Genomic DNA, 20,871 nt, shown 5'->3' on the forward strand with positions numbered 1-20,871 from the left:
AAGGTTGCATAGGGATTTGAGTTGTGGTATATTTATTCACGGTGTTAAAAACTCACGTCAGTCAATTTGTATATTGGTGCTTACATTGGTAAGTTTTATACAAAGATGCGACAGGCGGCGGATACCAAATAAACCATTTTAGAGGAGGGATTGGGGATGGCAGTTATCTCCATGAAACAGCTTTTAGAAGCTGGCGTACATTTCGGTCACCAAACACGTCGTTGGAACCCGAAAATGGACAAGTACATTTTCACAGAAAGAAACGGAATTTACATTATCGATCTACAAAAAACGGTTAAAAAAGTTGAGGAAGCTTACAACTTCGTTAAATCCGTATCTGAAGATAATGGTACAATCCTTTTCGTAGGAACTAAAAAACAAGCTCAAGATTCCGTTGCTGAAGAAGCAGAACGTTGCGGAATGTACTTCATCAACCAACGTTGGTTGGGTGGTACGCTTACTAACTTCCAAACAATTCAAAAACGTATTGACCGTTTGAAAACTCTTGAAAGATGGGAAGAGGACGGTACATTCGAAGTTCTACCTAAGAAAGAAGTTATCATTCTCCGTAAAGAGAAAGAGCGTCTTGAGAAATTCTTAGGCGGAATCAAAAACATGAAATCTCTGCCTAGCGCACTATTCATTATCGATCCACGTAAAGAGCGTATTGCTGTTGCAGAAGCTCGTAAATTGGGTATCCCAATCGTTGGTATCGTTGATACGAACTGTGATCCGGACGAGATCGACTACGTGATCCCAGGTAACGATGATGCGATTCGTGCAGTTAAATTGCTTACAGCGAAAATTGCTGACGCAGTTATCGAAGCACACCAAGGCGAACAAACAACAGCTTAATTTATAGGAATGGGAAAAGGGTGGTTGGAAGGTGTAACAGCCTGTCACCACCCTTTTTTTAAAGAGTAACGAGTTTTACATACTAACCAATAACGGGAGGTTTCTTTCAATGGCAGTTACAGCAGCACAAGTGAAAGAATTACGTGAAAAAACAGGCGCAGGTATGTTGGATTGCAAAAAAGCGCTTGAAGAAGCAAATGGTGATTTGACAAAAGCAGGAGAAATCCTTCGTGAGAAAGGTCTTTCCGCAGCAGCTAACAAAGCTGGACGTATTGCTACAGAAGGCGCTGTAGAATCCTACATCCACGCTGGCGGTAAAGTTGGCGTACTTGTTGAAATCAACTGTGAAACTGACTTCGTTGGTAAAACAGATCAATTCAAAGCTTTCTGCAGAGACATCGCAATGCACATCGCGGCTGCAAGCCCGACTTACGTGCGTCGTGAAGAAGTACCTACAGAAGCATTGGAAAAAGAAAAAGAAATCCTTCGCAACCAAGCTTTGAACGAAGGCAAGCCTGAGAAAATCGTTGACAAAATGGTTGAAGGCCGCATCGGTAAATACTATGAAGAGTATTGCTTGATGGAGCAATCTTTCGTTAAAGATCCAGACAAAACAATTGAGCAATTGTTGAACGAGAAAATCGCAACAATCGGTGAGAACATCTCGATCCGCCGCTTCGTACGTTTTGCTCTTGGTGAAGGCCTTGAGAAAAAACAAGAAAACTTCGCTGAAGAAGTTATGTCCCAAGTTAAACTATAATAGCTATTTCAAAAAGATGGAACACTTGGTGTTCCTTCTTTTTTAGCCAATAAGTTTGTTTATGCATGGAAACGGAGGTTATACAAGTTGGGTCAACCTTTTTATAAAAGAATAGTGCTCAAATTGAGCGGCGAAGCTCTGGCAGGACAGCAAGGGTACGGCATTGATTCAGAAGTCATTACCTCCATCGCCCAGCAAGTGAAAGACGTTGTTGAATTGAACGTGGAAGTTGCTATCGTAGTAGGTGGCGGTAACATATGGCGTGGAATCGCCGGCAGTGAAAAAGGCATGGATCGTGCAACAGCGGACTACATGGGGATGCTTGCGACCGTCATGAATTCCTTGGCACTACAGGATGCTTTGGAAAATATTGATGTGCCAACAAGAGTTCAGTCCTCCATTACGATGCAGCAAGTAGCTGAACCTTATATTCGTAGAAAAGCAATTCGTCACTTGGAAAAGTCGAGAGTTGTCATTTTCGCGGCAGGTACAGGGAATCCATACTTCTCAACAGATACGACAGCAGCTTTGAGAGCAGCTGAAATTGAAGCGGAAGTTATTCTCATGGCCAAAAATAAAGTGGATGGCGTTTACTCCGCAGATCCATTCAAAGATCCAACAGCTAAGAAATTTGAAACGTTGACGTATATGGAAGTTATCAGTAATAATTTAGGTGTCATGGACTCCACCGCTTCTTCCCTATGTATGGATAACAACATCCCGTTGGTGGTGTTCAACATTACAGAAAAAGGGAATATTAAACGAGTGGTCCTTGGCGAGAAAATTGGGACTACAGTTAAAGGGAGTGTCTAATCGATGCCACAAGCAGTGAAAAAGAACGCAGAAGACCGGATGGATAAAGCCATCGGCGCACTTAAAAGAGACTTGACTACGCTTCGTGCAGGTCGTGCTACGCCTTCTTTGTTGGATCGTATTCAAGTAGAATATTACGGAGCAATGACACCGGTGAATCAACTTGCGAATTTAACGACACCTGATTCACGTACTTTGCTTATTCAACCATGGGACAAAAGCTCCATGTCCTCTATAGAGAAAGCAATTATGAAGTCTGACTTAGGACTGACACCATCTAATGATGGAACGGTTATTCGTATTGTCATTCCAGCTCTGACCGAAGAGCGTCGTACGGATCTTGTTAAAATGACGAAAAAATTCGGCGAAGAAGCCAAAGTGGCAATTCGCAATATTCGCCGCGATGCGAACGATGAGATCAAAAAGCTTGAAAAAGCAGGGATCTCGGAAGATGAGTCTCGTAAACATCAGGAAGACATCCAGAAGTTTACGGATAAATTCGTAGCCGAAGTTGAAAAAGTTTTGGCTGCTAAAGAAAAAGAAATCATGGAAGTATAAGATAGATATGCCCCCGGGTAGTCGCTGGGGGTTTTTCATCTTTCCCTAGTTGGGAGGAACAACAGTGCTCAAGCGATTTAAGCAATGGTTTGGAATGAAAGATCAGCAAGCATCTACAGCTAGACCAGAAATTGAATTGGACAAAGTGCCAGCGCATGTCGCTATCATTATGGACGGAAATGGCCGCTGGGCAAAACAAAGAGGTTTGCCGCGAGTAGCCGGGCACCATTCCGGCATGAAGAATGTTAAGAAAATAACGATGGCAGCTAATGAGATCGGTGTTAAAGTATTGACGATGTATGCTTTTTCAACAGAAAATTGGAAGAGACCCAAGGAAGAAGTGGAGTTTTTGATGAAGCTTCCACAAGAGTTTTTTCCCTTGGAAATTGAAGAGCTAATCGAGAATAATGTCCGTATCCGCATGACGGGTTGGAAAGATGGTTTGCCTGACTATACGCTAAATGCGATAGAGGGCGCTATTGAACGGACGAAAAATAATACAGGACTCATTTTGAACTTTGCCTTAAACTATGGTGGACGTAAAGAAATGATTGCTGGTGTGCAGGATATGATTCGTGATGTTCAAAGCGGCAAGCTGCAGACCGAAGAACTGGACGAAACTCGTTTTTCATCGTATATGCTTACTTCAGATCTACCAGATCCCGATTTGTTAATTCGCACGAGCGGTGAGTTGAGACTTAGCAATTTTCTGTTGTGGCAATTGGCTTATTCAGAGCTTTGGTTTACTGAGGCTTATTGGCCGGAATTTACAGAATCTTTATTTTTGCAGGCCATCGCGGAATACCAACGCCGTGGGAGAAGATACGGAGGACTGTAAAGGATCCTTTCGATTTCTCCTTAACGGTGACGGTTGTTTAACGAATTGCTGCCGGATTTGAAGTTGTTCATCTAGGAGGATTCAACTTGAAACAAAGGATCGTCACAGGCGTTATTGCTGGGCTCGTTTTTATTACGTTATTAGTTTTAGGTGGGTACTGGTATGCCGGATTAATCGTATTGCTCTCGATTCTTGGCTACCGGGAATATTTGCAGATGAATGGCTATATGAAGTATAGGTTAACAAGCGCTGTTGGATTAATTGCACTGTTGTACATAACAATACCTTGGGAATTCGTTGGGATCACTTCTCCAATTCCTACAAGTGCAATCATTTGGTTTGCTATGTTCTTACTTCTATTTATAACGGTAGCTTCGAAAAATAAAATTACTATCGATCAGGTTTCGGTCATTTTGTTAGGCGTTGTCTATATTGCTTTTGGCTTCTATTATATGATTGCAGCACGTTTAGCGGAGCACGGCTTGTTTTGGACAATCCTTGTTTTCGTTTGTATATGGGCCTCGGATTCAGGTGCCTATTTCGTTGGCTCCAAACTGGGCAAAAACCTTCTATGGCCGCAAATTAGCCCTAAGAAATCAATTGAAGGCGCAATAGGCGGCGTTGTCATCTCGATGATTGCGGCGTTCATATTCGCTTGGTTTGCTCCGGATTTACTCGGGTTTGGCAAAGCGTTAGCTCTTGGTTTTATTATTGCTGTTGTTGGACAAGTAGGAGACTTAATTCAGTCTGCATATAAGCGTGTTAAAGGAATCAAAGATACGGGAACATTACTCCCCGGTCACGGCGGTGTGCTGGATCGGATGGATAGTTGGCTAATTGTGTTTCCATTTGTTTATTTGATCGGAATAATACCTATGTAATTGTCATGGGCGAGGTGCTTAGTCATGAAACGGATTGCCATTTTAGGATCAACGGGGTCTATCGGTACCCAGACCTTAGACATCATTCAACACGCTCCAGAGAAATTTCAAATAGAAGCTATATCTGGTGGATATAATACGAAGTTATTGATTGAGCAAGTGAACCAGTTTAAACCGAAACTCGTCTCCGTTGCAACGAAGGAGTTGGCGAATGAGGTTCAGCTGAACGTACCGGCAGGGACGAAGGTTGTATATGGTGAAGAAGGCCTAATTGAAGTAGCCGCGGCGACGGACGCTGATTTAGTCGTTACTGCTCTGGTAGGAAGTCAAGGTCTGAAACCCACACTTGCTGCTATTGATGCTGGTAAACACATCGGTCTTGCCAACAAGGAAACTTTAGTGAGTGCAGGGCACATTGTAACCGAAGCTGTACGTAAAAAAGGTGTCGCTGTACTGCCTATTGACAGTGAGCATTCAGCGATTTATCAATGTTTAAATGGTGAGAACATTGCGCAGGTTTCCAAAATTACGATAACAGCATCCGGTGGTTCCTTCCGAGATCGTACTCGTGCAGAGTTAGAAGGCGTTACAGTTGAACAAGCTTTACAACACCCTAATTGGGCTATGGGAGCAAAAATTACGATCGATTCAGCTACGATGGTGAATAAAGGTTTTGAGGTCATTGAGGCGCACTGGTTATTCAACCTTTCCTATGATCAAATTGATGTGTTGATTCATCCGGAAAGTGTCATTCACTCCTACGTTGAGTTTGTTGACAACAGCATTATTGCTCAGCTTGGTAACCCAGACATGCGAGTGCCAATCCAATATGCCTTAACGTATCCTGACAGATTCGTGACACCGACCAAGAGGCTTGATCTAGCTGCAATTGGCAAACTGCATTTCCGCGAGATGGATTATACCAGATACCCGTGTTTGCGGATGGCATATGAGAGCGGTAGACAAGGTGGGACGACACCGACGGTTTTCAATGCTGCCAATGAGATTGCCGTAGCGCGTTTCCTCAAAGGGGAAATTACTTTTTTACAAATCGAGCAAGTCATTGAAGCAGCTCTTCAGAAGCATGAGTCATATGCCAATCCTGCACTGGAACTCATACATGAACAGGATCTGTGGGCTAGATCGTATGCCGAATCTATTCAATTTTAATGTGTGAAGAGCTTAAGTCAGTGAGTGTGGCTCGGCTCTTTTTTTCTCTGGTTGCAGGTACGTCTAATTCATTCTCCATTGCCGTATACTGTGCTAAACAGGCATAGCTTGTATTCAGCGGTTCAATAATGGTAATCTAAGAACATGCTGTCCATGAAGGAGGAAATACGACTTGTCAGCCATAGAAGTTGGATTGAAAGTTATTTTGATGTTTTTCATTCTTGTATCGATTCATGAATGGGGTCATTTTTATTTTGCAAAACGCGCAGGCATCTTAGTTAGAGAGTTTGCCATCGGTTTTGGACCCAAGATTTTCTCATATAAAAAAGGGGAAACTCGCTATACGCTTCGCTTACTGCCCATCGGCGGTTTTGTTCGTATGGCCGGAGAAGATCCGGAAATTGTTCAAGTGAACCCTGGACAAACCATTGCGATTAAATTAAATAAACAAAATGAAGTGTCCTCCCTTTTTCTTGATCAATTAGACCGTCGATCCAATGTCATTTTGGGTATTGTGGAACATATCGATCTTGAAAGAACACTTCAAGTTTCACTTGATGTGGATGGAGAGAGAGTAACCTATCCCGTCGACCGCGAAGCGATGATGGTTACCAAGGGAGTGGAAACACAGATTGCACCGTATGATCGGCAATTCGGCTCGAAAACCGTTGGTAAACGGGCGATTGCGATTGTAATGGGACCTGTGATGAACTTTCTTTTGGCGATCGTGTTGTTCCTGATCGTTGTAATCATGTCTGGTGTTTTTACGAATGTAAAGCTGGATTCGGTTCTAGCGGGTAAGGCAGGGGAGAAGGCTGGGTTGCAAAAAGGCGATATTATCATTTCGATTGATAATCAGCCAATTGGCAGTGACCGTGAGAAGCTGGTAACGACGATTCAATCATCTGCTGGGAAGCCAATGACTTGGGTAATTGACCGCGCCGGGAATCCGCTGACTCTGCAGGTAACGCCAGAAACGGAAGCCGGGTCAGGCAAACTAGGTGTTGTGATCTCGGGTGACCGAAGAAGTGCTTCCTTTGGTGAAGTAATAAGTGGAACTTACGAGCAAGTTGTTGGGACAACTATTGGAATCGTAACGGGTCTGCAGAAGCTAGTGATGCTGCAATTTAAACTCGATGATTTAGGTGGTCCGGTTAGAACGGCCCAAGTATCTGCCCAATTCGCCCAGATGGGAATTACTGTTTTTCTCTCGTGGATGGCTACTTTAAGTTTATATCTTGGGATATTTAATCTTCTGCCGATCCCTGCTTTGGATGGAAGCAGATTATTGTTCATGGGATTAGAGGCGCTTCGCGGCAAACCGATTGATCCGAATCGTGAGAGCATGGTTCACTTCGTTGGGTTTGCGCTGCTTATGCTGCTAATGGTAGCTGTAACGTATAATGATATTTTACGTTTAATTAAGGGATAGTTCTAATGATCTAGGAGGGTTTATGTCAAACGATAAGCAGTTTGTTAAAGAGATTACACCACAGGGAGAAGATTTCTCCCGTTGGTACATAGATGTGATCAAAAAAGCGGATCTGATGAGCTACTCTCCGGTTCGCGGATGTATCGTGTTTAAGCCGGACGGCTATGAAATCTGGGAAAACATTCAACGCGAGTTGGACAGTAAATTCAAAGAAACAGGACATCGGAACGCCTATTTCCCTTTATTTATCCCAGAAAGCTTTTTCCAAAAGGAAAAAGAGCATGTAGAGGGCTTTAATCCGGAACTGCCATGGGTTACAGAAGCAGGCGGGGAGAAACTGGAAGAACGATTGGCGATTCGCCCTACTTCCGAAACGATGATTGGACATATGTACTCCGAATGGATCAACTCCTATCGTGATCTGCCTTTGCTGATTAATCAATGGGCGAATGTGGTTCGTTGGGAGAAACGTACGTTGCCATTCCTGCGCACAACGGAATTCTTATGGCAAGAAGGGCACACGGCACATGAGGATGAGCAGGATGCACGTCGCGAAACGATGCAAATGTTAGATGTTTATCGTCAATTTGCAGAAGATTTCTTGGCTATTCCGGTCATTGTTGGACAAAAAACGCCTTCTGAGAAATTCGCTGGCGCAATTGATACTTTCTCGATTGAAGCGATGATGAAAGATGGAAAAGCTGTACAAGCAGGTACCTCTCACTACCTGGGTACGAATTTCGCAGTTGCTTTTGATATCAAATTCCTGGATCGTGAGAATCAACATCAATTTGCGCACACCACGTCATGGGGCGTAAGCACGCGTCTTATCGGGGCACTGATCATGGTTCATGGAGATGACAGAGGTTTGGTTCTTCCGCCAAAAGTCGCTCCAACGCAAGTCATCATGATTCCAATTGGTCCTCCAAAAACGCGGGATCAAGTTATCGCACGGGTAGATGAGTTGTACGCTGATCTTAAAAAAACAGGTGTCCGTGTAAAAGTGGATGATCGCGCTGATCAAAGCCCTGGCTGGAAGTTCAATGAATATGAAATGCGCGGCGTACCGATTCGTGTTGAATTGGGACCACGCGATATGGAGAACGGGCAGGTTGTTCTTGTATCCCGAGTAAGTGGAGAGAAGAAAACCGTGCAACAAGCGAATTTTGTCGAAGAAGTTCAAAATTTACTTGCTGAGATTCATCAGCAGATGTATGATAAAGCCAAGCAGTTCCGTGACGAGCACTATATTGCCGTGGATTCTATCGATGAATTCAAAACCTTCCTAGAAACAAAACGTGGTTTTGCTTTAGCTGGATGGTGCGGCTCCAATGCATGTGAGGAACAAGTGAAGCAAGAAACAGGTGCGACGAGCCGGAATATTCCATTCACACCTACAGAAACGAAGTCAACATGTTTGGTTTGCGGCGATGCTGCTAAACATACGGTCGTATTTGGCCGCAGTTACTAATTACTACAATAAGGGCAAATGGAGGCAAGTCATCCATTGCCCTTCGTATTTTTATGGGGAGGCTGTTCATGAGTAATTTGGCGGATAAACGGAATCGCTTTGAGCTTTTGATGCAGCAAGCTGAGATTCCTGCCGATATCGTGCGATCATTTTTTACAGAAGGCTATATCGATCAAGTAGAGATTAGTCGGAAGAACCGCGACTGGACTTTTTATTTGGTGAAAAATGAATTAGTGCCTCAGAACATTTACCGCTCTTTTTGTAAAATGATTCAAGAAAAATTCGCGCAAATTGCGAAGATTCGTTTTATTTGGAAATTTGAAGGGGCGGAGCCGGCTGCTTTGGTAGATGAATACTGGAGCTTATTTATGGAATGGCTGCAGCGCGAAGTACCGTCCATTAACGGCTGGATGGCTAAAGCCAAATTTGAAGTGCAAGGTCAAGCCCTGTCTCTCATAATGTTGGATGCAATTGGTCTGGAGCTTGCGAAGAAAAAGAATATTGATACCTTCATCCGGGACTTTTTCCATAACTTTTTCCAAACAGAATTGACGGTTAAATTTGCGATCAGCGATTCAGCCAATGTCGAAACGGAATATGAAAAGTTTGCCAAACAGCGTGAGCAAAGCGAGAAGACGATTACACAAGAAATTATGATGTCGATAGACATGGAAGAAGAAGAAGAAGCTTCTTTACCGGATGATTTGAAGCTCGTAATGGGGTATGAGATTAAGGAAGTACCGACTCCGCTGAAAGATATTAAAGAAGAAGAGAAGAAAATTACGGTTCAAGGAACGGTATTCGGCTTAGAGGTTAAGGAATTAAGAAACGGTAACACGTTGTATAGTTTTAACTTAACGGATTTTACGGATTCAATGGCGATGAAAGTTTTTGCGAAAACCAAAGATGACGTGAAGATCATGAGTTTGCTTCAGAACGGAACTTGGATCAGAGCCAGAGGCAAAGTTGAATATGACCGATTCATGCAAATCCCTGAGCTCGTAATGATTCCAAACGATTTGACTGAAGTGATGGCACCGAAAGATCGCATGGATGATGCTGCTGAAAAGCGTGTTGAGTTCCATTTGCATACAACGATGAGTACGATGGATGCTTTAACTCCTATTGATCAATATGTGAAAATGGCGGCAAAATGGGGTCACAAAGCCATTGCCGTTACGGACCACAGCAATATTCAATGTTTCCCTGATGCGGGGAAAGCAGCCAAAAAACACGGGATTAAAGTGATTTACGGTGTTGAAGCTAACGTAGTCAATGACTCTGTGCCTATCGTCATGAATGGCAGGGATTTGGATATGAAGCAGGCGACATATGTCATTTTCGACGTCGAGACCACAGGGTTATCCGTTACGAATAATCGTATCATCGAGCTTGCCGGAGTTAAAATGCAGGATGGCAAGGAAATCGAGCGTTTTGCAACATTCATTAATCCGCATGAGAAAATCCCTTATAACATTCAGCAATTAACGAATATTACAGATGACATGGTGGTTGGAGCTCCAGACATTGAGGAGGAACTTCCGAAGTTTATAGAATTTATCGGCGATTCCGTGCTTGTAGCTCATAACGCGCGCTTTGATATGGGCTTTCTTCAAGCCAATTTGCAACGGATGGGTTTGCCGGAGGTTACCAACGCTGTATTAGATACATTGGAACTGGCGAGATTTTTGTTCCCATCCATGAAGAATCACCGTTTGAACACCTTATCCGATAAATTCAAAGTTAGCTTAGATAACCATCACCGCGCGATTGATGACTCCATTGCATTAGGATTTGTGCTATATCATTTAATTAATGAGGCTAATGATCGACAAATAACGAGTCTCGCCAAACTAAATGATTATGTCGGCAAAGATTTGTCGAATCAGCGACCTTTCCATTGCTGCATCTATGCGCTTAACGCGGTTGGCAAAAAGAACTTATTCAAACTTATCTCTTTATCCCATACGACCTATTTACAGAGAGGCGCTACGATTCCGAAGAGCGTGCTAGTCGAACTGAGAGAAGGGCTTCTCATCACTTCCGGTTGCGAAAAAGGCGAGTTTTTTGAGGCTGTTCTTAATAAAACGATTGAAGAAGCTGAACAGGTTTCAGAGTTCTATGATATTTTGGAAATCCAGCCGGTCAGCTACAATATGCATTTAGTTGAAAAAGGGCTTGTCGGCAGTGTTGAGGACCTCGAGAATGCAGTACGCCGCGTCTGTGAAATCGGTTATAAAACGGGCAAGCCGGTCATTGCGACAGGCAATGTGCATTACCTGCATCCTCGGGAGAAAGTATGCCGGGATATTACCATTAACGGGATTACTGGGTTTAGCCCGCTGAAATCGATGAAGAAGCCGGATGCTCACTTCCGCACCACGAAAGAGATGCTGGAAGAGTTTAAATTTTTGGGCGAAGAAAAGGCCTTTGAGGTTGTTGTTCGCAGCACGAATGAACTGGCAGATCGGTTCGAAGCGATTGAGCTTTTTCCGGATAAATTGTTTACGCCAATCATTGAAGGCGCAGACGATGAAATTCGAAACACCTGTTACTCGACAGCAAAAAGTATTTACGGCGAAGAGCTTCCAGAGGTCATCGTTGCCCGGTTGGAAAAAGAGCTTGTTCCAATCATTAAATTCGGTTTCTCTGCGAACTATTTGATCTCCGAACGATTGGTTAAAAAGTCGAATAAAGACGGCTACCTCGTAGGTTCAAGGGGATCTGTCGGATCTTCTGTAGTTGCGATGATGCTTGGGATTTCTGAGGTTAATCCGCTGCCTCCGCATTATATTTGCGCCTCTTGTCAGCACAGTGAGTGGTTTCTGGACGGTAGCGTTCCGAGTGGGTTCGATCTTCCTAACAAGATATGCCCGGATTGCGGTGGGAATCTTAGAGGAGACGGACATGACATTCCTTTTGAAACATTCCTGGGTTTTAAAGGGGATAAAGTTCCCGATATCGATTTGAACTTCTCTGGCGAATATCAGCCGGTTGCCCATAATTACACGAAAGAAATTTTCGGCGAGCGATGTGTTTTCCGTGCGGGCACCATTGGTACAGTTGCGGAGAAGACCGCCTTCGGATTTGTCAAAAAATATGAAGAAGAGCAAGGCCAGAAATGGCGGGGCGCTGAGCTGAATCGGTTGGCTGCCGGTTGTACTGGAGTGAAGCGCAGCACAGGGCAGCATCCAGGGGGAATTGTTGTAGTCCCTGATTACATGGAAGTTGATGACATTACACCAGTGCAATACCCGGCAGATGATAAGAATTCAGAATGGAAAACAACTCATTTTGACTATCACGCCTTCGATGCCAATTTGCTCAAACTAGATATTCTGGGACACGACGATCCGACGATGATGAGAATGCTGCAGGATTTGACGGGTATTGATCCGACAACCATTCCGATGAATGATCCTAAAGCGATGAGTATTTTTAACTCAACAGAAGCACTAAACGTAACTCCGGAACAGATTCGTTCTCCGGTTGCTACATATGGCGTTCCGGAAATGGGAACGAAATTTGTGCGTCAGATGCTCCAGGAAACGCAACCGAGCTCGTTTGCCGACTTACTGCAAATTTCCGGATTGTCTCACGGAACAGGCGTTTGGTTAGGTAACGCTCAAGAGCTGATTAAAAAAGGAATATGTAATATTAAGACCGTAATTGGATGTCGGGATGATATCATGTTATTCTTAATTTATAAAGCAGGGATGGATGCGGGCTTAGCCTTTAAAATTACCGAGAGTGTGCGTAAAGGTAAAGGTCTAACGGACGAATGGAAAGAAGAGATGAAGCGGTGCAATGTGCCTGCTTGGTATATTGAGTCCTGTGAACGGATTGAATATATGTTTCCAAAAGCGCATGCTGCTGCTTACGTAATCTCCGCTGTTCGTACAGCATTCTTCAAGGTGTATCATCCAATTGCTTACTACGCCACATACTTTAGTGTTCGTGCGGCCGACTTCGATCTCGAATTGCTTTGCCAAGGGTACGACGCTATCCTGAAACGCTTGATCGAAATTGAAGAAAAGGGTTTTCAAGCGCTGCCAAAAGAAAAGGCAATGGTCTCCATCCTGGAGATGTCGCTAGAGATGACGTCTCGTGGCTTCAGCTTCAAGCCGATTGATATCTACCGTTCGCATGCAACGCGATTTACGATTGATGGCAACTCATTGATTCCTCCCTTTGCCGCCTTGTCAGGTATTGGAGAGAATGCAGCGAAAAATATTGCGGCTGCCAAGGACGAAGGCGATTTCCTCTCCATCGAGGATTTCCAGAATCGTTCGAAAGCTTCCAAAACCGTGATCGAGCTATTGTCGTCGATGGGATGTTTCCGAGGTTTGCCGGAATCGAATCAGTTGTCACTATTCTAAATTTCATTGCATAGTGTAATAGAGAAGTTAGCTGTCAAGTGAAAATCATTAACAAGTTTGCTATTGTAATGCAAAGATTGGTTATGGTATAATTTTTATTGGCAATAATGAGGATATCATCTTGTGATTAAAGAGTGGGGAAACCCACTCTTTACATTTTGATATAGGACTTTTCGGGTTATGACTAGGGGAAAGTCAATTTAGGAGGTACATTTATCTGTGGTTACACAAGCACACATCAAATCCGTCATAGAGGACATGCTGAAGGATTTCATTGAACAAAATGGATTTGAACTCGTGGATATTGAATATGTCAAAGAGGGCAGCAATTGGTTCCTTCGCGTCTACGCTGACAAAGAAGGCGGAATTGATATAGATGATTGCGGCCGCATCAGTGAATACCTTAGTGTTCAATTGGATGAGAAAGATCCGATTGTTGATGCTTATTTCTTGGAGGTTTCTTCACCAGGGGCTGAACGTCCATTGAAGAAGATCCAAGATTATTACAAGGCCGTGAACAGTCACGTATTTGTTACGACCTATGAGCAGATCGAGGGCTCCAAGGAGTTTGAAGGATTGCTGGTATCCTTTGACGAACAAGATCTCATCATTGAAATTGGCAAAAAGAAAGTTACTATTCCGTTCACTAAGGTAGCAAGCGCTCGTTTAGCTATCGTATTTTAGTGGCCGTTACTTATTGAAAGGGGGGACTCAGTTCAAATGAACACGGATTTCATCGAAGCGCTGTCGGAAATTGAACGTGAGAAGGGTATCTCTAAAGAGTTACTTATCGATGCAATTGAAGCAGCGATGATTTCAAGTTATAAGCGTAATTTCAACACCGCGCAAAATGTGCGCGTAGATATCAATCGTCATACGGGTCTCATTAAGGTATTTGCACGCAAAACCGTAACTGAGGAAGTACTCGATCCAAGATTGGAAATTTCGCTCCACGCTTCGCGTGAAATTAATCCTAATTATCAACTGGAAGATATTGTTGAAATTGAAGTTACGCCTCGCGATTTTGGTAGAATTGCTGCTCAAACAGCAAAACAGGTCGTAACACAGCGTATTCGTGAAGCTGAGCGAGGACTAATTTACAATGCTTTTATTGACAAAGAGGAAGATATTGTTACGGGTATTCTTCAGCGTCAAGACCAACGCAACATTTATGTTGATCTAGGTAAAGTGGAGGCTGTGCTGCCTTTAACAGAACTTATGCCAACAGACAAATTTAAGCAAGGCGATCGGATTAAAGCGTATATCACCAAAGTGGAGAATACGACTAAAGGGCCGCAAATTATTTTGTCCCGTACACATCCCGGTTTGCTTAAACGTCTGTTTGAACTCGAAGTGCCTGAAATTTTTGACGGTGTCGTCGAAATTCGTTCCGTGGCCCGTGAAGCAGGATTCCGTTCCAAAATCGCTGTTCACTCACGCAATGCTGAGGTTGATCCGGTAGGTTCCTGTGTTGGGCCCAAAGGGTTACGTGTTCAAACGATTGTTACTGAACTGCGCGGCGAGAAAATCGACATTGTTCGTTGGATGGAAAGCGTGGAAGAGTACGTGGCCAATGCGCTAAGTCCTTCCAAAGTTCTTGAAGTTCAAATTCATGAAAATGAAAAGATGGCACGCGTCATTGTTCCAGACTATCAACTATCATTAGCCATTGGGATCAAAGGGCAAAATGCTCGCCTAGCAGCTAAATTGACAGGCTGGAAAATCGACATTAAGAGTGAAACACAAGCGGAACAAGAATTTGGCCGAGTGAAAACTTATACAGAAGAAATGCATCAAGATTCAGTCAGTATCGATTAAGTTTTTGTTTGGAAGCAAGGGGTGATCGGAATGAAGCAGAGAAAAGTCCCTCTGAGAAAATGCGTGGCCTGCCAGGAGATGATGCCGAAGAGGGAGTTGATCCGCGTCGTCAAAACGCCTGAAGATGACATCCTCATTGATCTCAAAGGGAAAAAATCCGGGCGCGGTGCCTACTTATGCGGTAAAGTTTCTTGTTTTAAATTGGCAAAGAAAAGCAAAGCCTTGGATCGAGCACTTAAGCATGCCGTAAGCGCTGATATTTATGACCAACTGGAACAAGATTTTATTCGGGTTGAAGATGAATTCCTCTCTTCCAAAGAGGAGGAATCCGAAGATGAATCCTAAATTTTTTAACCAGTTGGGTCTGGCGATGCGGGCAGGAAAGCTTGTTACCGGCGATGAAGGCGTCTTTAAAGCCATTCGTTCGGGAGAAGCCAAACTTGTCATTATGGCGGAGGATGCTTCGGCTAATACACGGAAGAAATTTCAGGATAAATGCCAATTTTATGGGGTGACTCTTATGGAAATTGGAACGAAGTATGAATTGGGCCGCAGCATTGGTAAAGAGATGCGTGTCACCATAGGTGTATTGGACGGAGGCTTCGCGCAGATGCTGCAGAAAAGTCAAGAAAATCCTGCGGAGGTGGAACATATTGACCAATAAACAACAAGATAATAAAGATAAAACCCGCGTATACGAATACGCCAAACAGCTCAATATGAGCAGTAAAGAAATCATCACCATTCTCAAACGTTTAAATATACCTGTTAACAATCATATGAGTGTAATGGAAAATGACGCGGTTAGTTCCGTGGAGAAATTTTTCCGTGATATAAAAGCTAATGCGGCTGCCAAACGAGCAGCTACGGACGGAGGAAATGTGAGTTCATCGACGACGAATCAGAATCCTGCATCGCAGGCTCCAGCACAAGAGAATAAAGGTGCAGCAACGGGGGCTTCCAAGCCTGTTGTTTCTTCAGAACAATCAGCCAACCAAACAGCTAGTGGTGCAGTGACCCCACAGCCATCCACAACGCAAGCTACACCTGGTGCGACAAGTCGCCCATCCCAACCCCAACGTGATGGTCGCCCAAGCGGCCAAGGATCTTCGCAAGGCGGACGTCCAAGCGGTCAAGGTCAAGGTGGACAACGTACGGGTTACCAAGGTCAAGGCGGGCAACGTCCGAGCGGCCAAGGTTCATCACAAGGCGGGCAACGTTCCGGCTATCAAGGTTCTTCCCAAGGCGGACAACGTCCAAGTGGCCAAGGCTATCAAGGTCAAGGACAGGGGCAAGGTCAACGCTCTGGTGACAGACCTCCATTCCGTTCCAACGATGGACGTCCAAGTGGTGGATCATCAGGCGGATATAACAGCCAACGTCCAAGCGGTCAAGGTTCCTACCAGGGGCAAGGCCAAGGCGGAGCTCCTCGCACGAATAGCAACTATGCGGGATCCCGTCCGAACCAAGGTGCAGGCGCATCTGCCGGTGGCGGACAAAGCGCGAACAGTGGCCGTCCACAAGGTGGAAGTCCTAACCGGAGTACAGGACCGAATCGTCAAAACAAACCTTTTGACAACCGTAACAATAACCAAAGCGGAAGACCTGTTATTCAGGAAGCTAAGCCGCAATTCCATGTTGGAGCAACAGCAGCTGAATTGGATGATGCAGCAGCGAAAGCTGGCGTAATCACTACGAAGAAATCCAAACCAACGCCTAAGCGTTTTGATGATAACCGCTCTGGCGGCAACCGCGGGCCATCCGGTAACAACCGTGGCAACCAACGTGGTAACAATCGTGGCAGATATCAGCAAGAAACGGTTAAGAAAGAAAAAATTGATAACACTCCTAAGAAAATCATCGTTCGCGGCAGCATGACGGTTGGTGAAACAGCTAAATTGCTCCACAAAGATGCTTCTGAAGTTATCAAAAAACTGTTGTTCCTAGGAACAATGGCGACAATCAACCAAGAACTTGATTTGGACGCTATTCAATTGATTGCAACTGAATTCGGCGTTGAAGTTGAGATTAAAATTAAAGTCGAAGAAGACAACTTCGAGACGATTGAAGAAGTGGATGATGAGGCAGATCTGCTTGAGCGTCCACCGGTTGTTACAATTATGGGTCACGTTGACCATGGTAAAACGACACTTCTTGATGCTATTCGTAAAACAAGCGTTACTGAAGGCGAAGCAGGCGGAATTACGCAGCACATCGGTGCGTACCAAGTTGAAGTTAACCATAAGAAGATCACGTTCTTGGATACACCTGGTCACGAAGCATTTACAACCATGCGTGCCCGCGGTGCACAAGTAACGGATATTACGATTATTGTCGTAGCAGCAGATGACGGCGTAATGCCACAAACCGTAGAGGCGATTAGCCATGCTAAAGCGGCAGGTGTTCCGATCATTGTAGCTGTGAACAAGATTGATAAAGAAGGCGCTAATCCTGACCAAATCAAACAGGCTCTTACAGCTTATGAACTGGTTCCGGAGGAGTGGGGCGGCGATACAATTTTCTGCGAAATTTCTGCGAAACAACGTATCGGACTTGAAAATCTCTTAGAGATGATCTTGCTTGTAGCGGAAGTACAAGAGTACAAAGCTAACCCGAACAAACGTGCAAGAGGAACAGTTATTGAAGCTGAGTTGGATAAAGGAAGAGGCCCAGTGGCTCGCGTCCTCATTCAACACGGTACGCTTAAAGTGGGAGATAGCTTCGTTGCAGGCGTTCACTTCGGCCGTATCAGAGCGATGGTTAATGATAAGGGCAAACGCTTGAAAGAAGCAGGCCCATCTACACCAGTCGAAATCACAGGTCTAACTGATGTTCCTCAAGCTGGAGATCCATTCTTGGTGTATGAAGATGAGCGTAAAGCGAGAGATATCGCGGACCGTCGTTCCATTGCACTGCGTCAATCCGAGATGACGGCAAATTCACGCGTGACATTGGATGATCTCTTTAAGCATATCAAAGATGGCGAAATCAAAGATTTGAATGTCATTATCAAAGGTGACGTTCAAGGATCTGTTGAAGCGCTGAAAAGCTCGCTTGAGAAGATCGAAGTGGAAGGCGTTCGCGTTAAAATCCTGCATAACGGTGTAGGGGCAATTACCGAGTCTGATATTATTCTTGCTTCGGCGTCTAATGCGATTATTATCGGTTTCAACGTTCGTCCGGAGCCTGCTGCCAAATCTACAGCAGAACAAGAGAAAGTTGATATTCGTCTGCACAATATCATTTACAACGTTATTGAAGAAATCGAGCAAGCGATGAAAGGCATGCTGGATCCTGTCTTCAAAGAAGTTGTGCTTGGTCAAGCGGAAGTACGTAACGTATTCAAAATTACGGGTTCAGGAACAATTGCCGGCTGTATGGTCATTTCGGGTAAAATTGCTCGTAATGCTCAAACACGCTTGATCCGCAGCGGTATTGTCGTTCATGAAGGCAAAATTGATTCCTTGAAAAGATTTAAAGATGACCAAAAAGAAGTAGCACAAGGTTATGAATGTGGTATATCTCTGGAGCGTTATCATGATATTAAAGAAGGCGACATTATTGAAGCCTTCATCATGGAGTCCGTTGAGAGGTGATAACAAATGGCTAGAGTGCGTGTAGGTCGAGTAAGCGAACAAATCAAGAAAGAATTAAGCCAAATCGTTCAATCGGAGTTAAAAGACCCGCGAATTGGTTTCCTAACTGTTACAGGTGTTGAAGTAACAAACGATCTTTCCTTAGCGCGTGTGTTTCTAAGCGTGATGGGTACGGACGAACAGAAAGAGGCCACTCTAAAGGCGCTTTCTGCAGGTTCCGGTTACATCCGTTCTGAGCTTGGCAAACGAATTCGGTTAAGGAAAATCCCGGAATTACAGTTCAAGTTCGATGCGTCTATCGATTATGGCAGTCATATCGAGAACTTGCTTCATAAGCTAAACCAGGAAGGAAATCCAAGTGTATGAGTAATGGAATGATGCATGCCACCGAATACAGCCAGCAGCTGGAAGCAGCAGCTAAGTTTATCGAGCAGCATGATGATTTCTTGGTGGTATCTCACATCCAGCCGGATGGGGATGCCGCCAGCTCTACATACGCGATGGGATGGCTTCTGAGCCAGCTAGGGAAGACATTTACCATGATGAACGAAGGTCCTATGCCTTCTAAATTTTCCTATCTGTGGGGAAGCGATCAGGTACTTGATTTTAGCAAAGAAATAACGAGTAGACGTTACAAGACCATAATAAGTGTTGATTGTGCTGATTTCTCCAGAATAGGTAGGGTCAGCACTCTTTTTGATGAACAAGCTCAGCTGCTCAATGTTGATCATCATCCAACCAATGATAGATTTGGTTCGTGTCATTTGATTAAGCATGATGCGGCCGCGACTGTTCAAATTTTGTATGATTTAGCCATACATATGAACATGAGTTTGAACTTGGCCATTGGTGACTGCATCTACACAGGTTTGCTTACAGATACAGGCGGTTTTCGTTATTCGAATACTTCGCCGGAAGTTATGCAAATTGGAGCGTCTCTGCTTGCTTTGGGTGTTCAGGGCTCCGAAATTGCCGAGCAAGTTCTAGAGAGAGTGACGTATTCGCAAATTGTTCTTCTACAGAAGGCGTTATCTACCCTCTCGTTTGCTCATGATCGCAAATTAGCGTGGCTCGCAGTCTCTTTAGCTGATTTGGAGTCTACAGGGGCTTCTAGTGAAGATTTAGATGGACTGGTGAACTATCCTCGTAACGTGGAAGGCGTCGAAGTGGGTATGCTATTTAAAGAAAAGGCGCCCGGCATAATTAAAGTAAGTCTTCGCTCTTCAGGACTTGTCGACGTTGCAGCGATCGCTCAATCCCTTGGTGGAGGCGGTCATGTGCGAGCATCAGGCTGCACAATCCAAGGAACAATTGAAGAAGCAGTAGCAAGAATGGTTCAGGAAGTAGGGAGCAAGCTGATATGACGCTAGAAGGCATCTTGCCTGTTTGGAAACCGGAAGGCTTCACATCTCATGATGTTGTAGCCAAAGTCAGAGGTATACTTGGAATTAGACGTATTGGCCACACCGGCACGCTAGATCCGCAAGTGACAGGGGTTCTGCCGCTTTGCATTGGTCGAGCAACGCGGATGGTTGAATATATACAGGAATTGCCGAAAGAATATGAAGCCGTACTTCGAATTGGCCTTTCAACAGATACAGAAGATATGACAGGCAATGTACTCGAAGAAGTTGCTCTCGTACAATTGGACGAAACGGTTGTTCGCGAGGCTTTGCTTCGATTTGTCGGAGAGATCGAACAGATTCCTCCTATGTTCTCGGCTGTTAAGGTCGACGGGAAGCGGCTGTATGAGCTGGCCCGCGAAGGCAAGGAAGTTGAGCGCAAATCACGTAAAGTAACGATTCATCAATTAGACATTCTTCGTATGGATTTGCAGCAAAAGCATCCGGAAATACATTTCCGTGTTTCTTGCTCGAAAGGGACCTATATTCGAACCTTATGTGTTGATATTGGTAAAGCTTTAGGGTATCCTGCGGTTATGAGTAGCTTGATCAGGACTTCTACAGGCAATATCCGTCAGGAACAGTGTCTAACCTTTGAGCAAATCAAAGAATTGAAAGATCAAGGCGTGTTGCAAGACCGTATGATTCCTATGGACGAAGCGATCTCTCATATGCCTTCGGTTGAGCTTTCCGAACAAGAAGCCATTCATGCGCAGCAAGGAAAAAGGATTTCAATAGCTGTGAATCGCATTACGGGTGCAGCGGCGGGTTCTCCAACCTTGATCCGTGCTTATTCTCCGGATAAAAGGTTCCTAGGGCTTTATGAATGGAAAAGCTCTAGCCAAATCCTGATCCCTTCAAAAGTATTTCTTTAACCCATTACAAGCAGGGACAGGC

18 protein-coding genes are annotated in these 20,871 nt (G+C 44.4%); all 18 read left to right on the forward strand.

Going from position 1 to position 20,871, the window contains the following annotated elements; translation table 11 throughout:
- The first annotated feature begins 156 nt into the window (after positions 1–156).
- The 18 genes from rpsB (at position 157) to truB (ending at position 20,849) form a co-directional block, all read left to right on the forward strand.
- Positions 157–855, forward strand: coding sequence for a 30S ribosomal protein S2 (gene rpsB / locus ACUN27_RS15575; RefSeq protein WP_127451023.1), 699 nt, complete (start codon positions 157–159; stop codon positions 853–855).
- Between the two features lie 109 nt (positions 856–964).
- Positions 965–1,615: a translation elongation factor Ts gene (gene tsf, locus ACUN27_RS15580; protein WP_127451022.1), complete on the forward strand. Its 651-nt coding sequence runs from the start codon at positions 965–967 to the stop codon at positions 1,613–1,615.
- A gap of 87 nt (positions 1,616–1,702) precedes the next feature.
- Positions 1,703–2,428: a UMP kinase gene (gene pyrH / locus ACUN27_RS15585; RefSeq protein ID WP_315951064.1), complete on the forward strand. Its 726-nt coding sequence runs from the start codon at positions 1,703–1,705 to the stop codon at positions 2,426–2,428.
- A 3-nt stretch (positions 2,429–2,431) separates the two neighbouring features.
- The gene (frr, locus tag ACUN27_RS15590; protein ID WP_127451018.1) at positions 2,432–2,986 is read left to right on the forward strand and encodes a ribosome recycling factor; all 555 of its coding nucleotides are present in this window, start codon (positions 2,432–2,434) and stop codon (positions 2,984–2,986) included.
- 94 nt (positions 2,987–3,080) lie between these two features.
- The gene (locus tag ACUN27_RS15595) at positions 3,081–3,824 is read left to right on the forward strand and encodes an isoprenyl transferase (RefSeq protein ID WP_157322242.1); all 744 of its coding nucleotides are present in this window, start codon (positions 3,081–3,083) and stop codon (positions 3,822–3,824) included.
- A gap of 86 nt (positions 3,825–3,910) precedes the next feature.
- Entirely contained in the window at positions 3,911–4,705 is a 795-nt protein-coding gene (locus ACUN27_RS15600) for a phosphatidate cytidylyltransferase (protein ID WP_315951061.1), read from the forward strand.
- A gap of 24 nt (positions 4,706–4,729) precedes the next feature.
- Positions 4,730–5,875: a 1-deoxy-D-xylulose-5-phosphate reductoisomerase gene (locus ACUN27_RS15605; RefSeq protein WP_315951059.1), complete on the forward strand. Its 1,146-nt coding sequence runs from the start codon at positions 4,730–4,732 to the stop codon at positions 5,873–5,875.
- Positions 5,876–6,047: 172 nt separating this feature from the next.
- Positions 6,048–7,307, forward strand: a complete 1,260-nt coding sequence (gene rseP / locus ACUN27_RS15610; protein WP_315951057.1) for an RIP metalloprotease RseP — start codon at positions 6,048–6,050, stop codon at positions 7,305–7,307.
- A 22-nt stretch (positions 7,308–7,329) separates the two neighbouring features.
- Positions 7,330–8,778: a proline--tRNA ligase gene (proS, locus tag ACUN27_RS15615; RefSeq protein WP_315951056.1), complete on the forward strand. Its 1,449-nt coding sequence runs from the start codon at positions 7,330–7,332 to the stop codon at positions 8,776–8,778.
- A gap of 68 nt (positions 8,779–8,846) precedes the next feature.
- Positions 8,847–13,157: a PolC-type DNA polymerase III gene (locus tag ACUN27_RS15620; RefSeq protein ID WP_315951054.1), complete on the forward strand. Its 4,311-nt coding sequence runs from the start codon at positions 8,847–8,849 to the stop codon at positions 13,155–13,157.
- A gap of 219 nt (positions 13,158–13,376) precedes the next feature.
- On the forward strand, positions 13,377–13,841 hold the full coding sequence (gene rimP, locus ACUN27_RS15625) for a ribosome maturation factor RimP (protein WP_326060280.1): 465 nt from the start codon (positions 13,377–13,379) through the stop codon (positions 13,839–13,841).
- Between the two features lie 36 nt (positions 13,842–13,877).
- Positions 13,878–14,975 (forward strand): transcription termination factor NusA, encoded by a 1,098-nt coding sequence (gene nusA, locus ACUN27_RS15630; protein WP_157321183.1) that lies wholly within the window; start codon positions 13,878–13,880, stop codon positions 14,973–14,975.
- Positions 14,976–15,005: 30 nt separating this feature from the next.
- Positions 15,006–15,320: an RNase P modulator RnpM gene (rnpM, locus tag ACUN27_RS15635; RefSeq protein WP_326060276.1), complete on the forward strand. Its 315-nt coding sequence runs from the start codon at positions 15,006–15,008 to the stop codon at positions 15,318–15,320.
- Positions 15,310–15,639 (forward strand): L7Ae/L30e/S12e/Gadd45 family ribosomal protein, encoded by a 330-nt coding sequence (locus ACUN27_RS15640; RefSeq protein ID WP_157321181.1) that lies wholly within the window; start codon positions 15,310–15,312, stop codon positions 15,637–15,639. Before rnpM ends, ACUN27_RS15640 begins: the two co-directional genes overlap by 11 nt.
- On the forward strand, positions 15,629–18,571 hold the full coding sequence (gene infB / locus ACUN27_RS15645; protein WP_315951051.1) for a translation initiation factor IF-2: 2,943 nt from the start codon (positions 15,629–15,631) through the stop codon (positions 18,569–18,571). The genes ACUN27_RS15640 and infB overlap by 11 nt, the downstream gene beginning before the upstream one ends.
- A 6-nt stretch (positions 18,572–18,577) precedes the next feature.
- The gene (rbfA, locus tag ACUN27_RS15650; protein WP_315951050.1) at positions 18,578–18,937 is read left to right on the forward strand and encodes a 30S ribosome-binding factor RbfA; all 360 of its coding nucleotides are present in this window, start codon (positions 18,578–18,580) and stop codon (positions 18,935–18,937) included.
- Positions 18,934–19,935 (forward strand): DHH family phosphoesterase, encoded by a 1,002-nt coding sequence (locus ACUN27_RS15655; protein WP_315951048.1) that lies wholly within the window; start codon positions 18,934–18,936, stop codon positions 19,933–19,935. The genes rbfA and ACUN27_RS15655 overlap by 4 nt, the downstream gene beginning before the upstream one ends.
- The gene (gene truB, locus ACUN27_RS15660) at positions 19,932–20,849 is read left to right on the forward strand and encodes a tRNA pseudouridine(55) synthase TruB (protein ID WP_315951046.1); all 918 of its coding nucleotides are present in this window, start codon (positions 19,932–19,934) and stop codon (positions 20,847–20,849) included. Before ACUN27_RS15655 ends, truB begins: the two co-directional genes overlap by 4 nt.
- The last annotated feature ends 22 nt before the right edge of the window (positions 20,850–20,871 follow it).

This window comes from Paenibacillus sp. WC2504, from assembly GCF_052682475.1.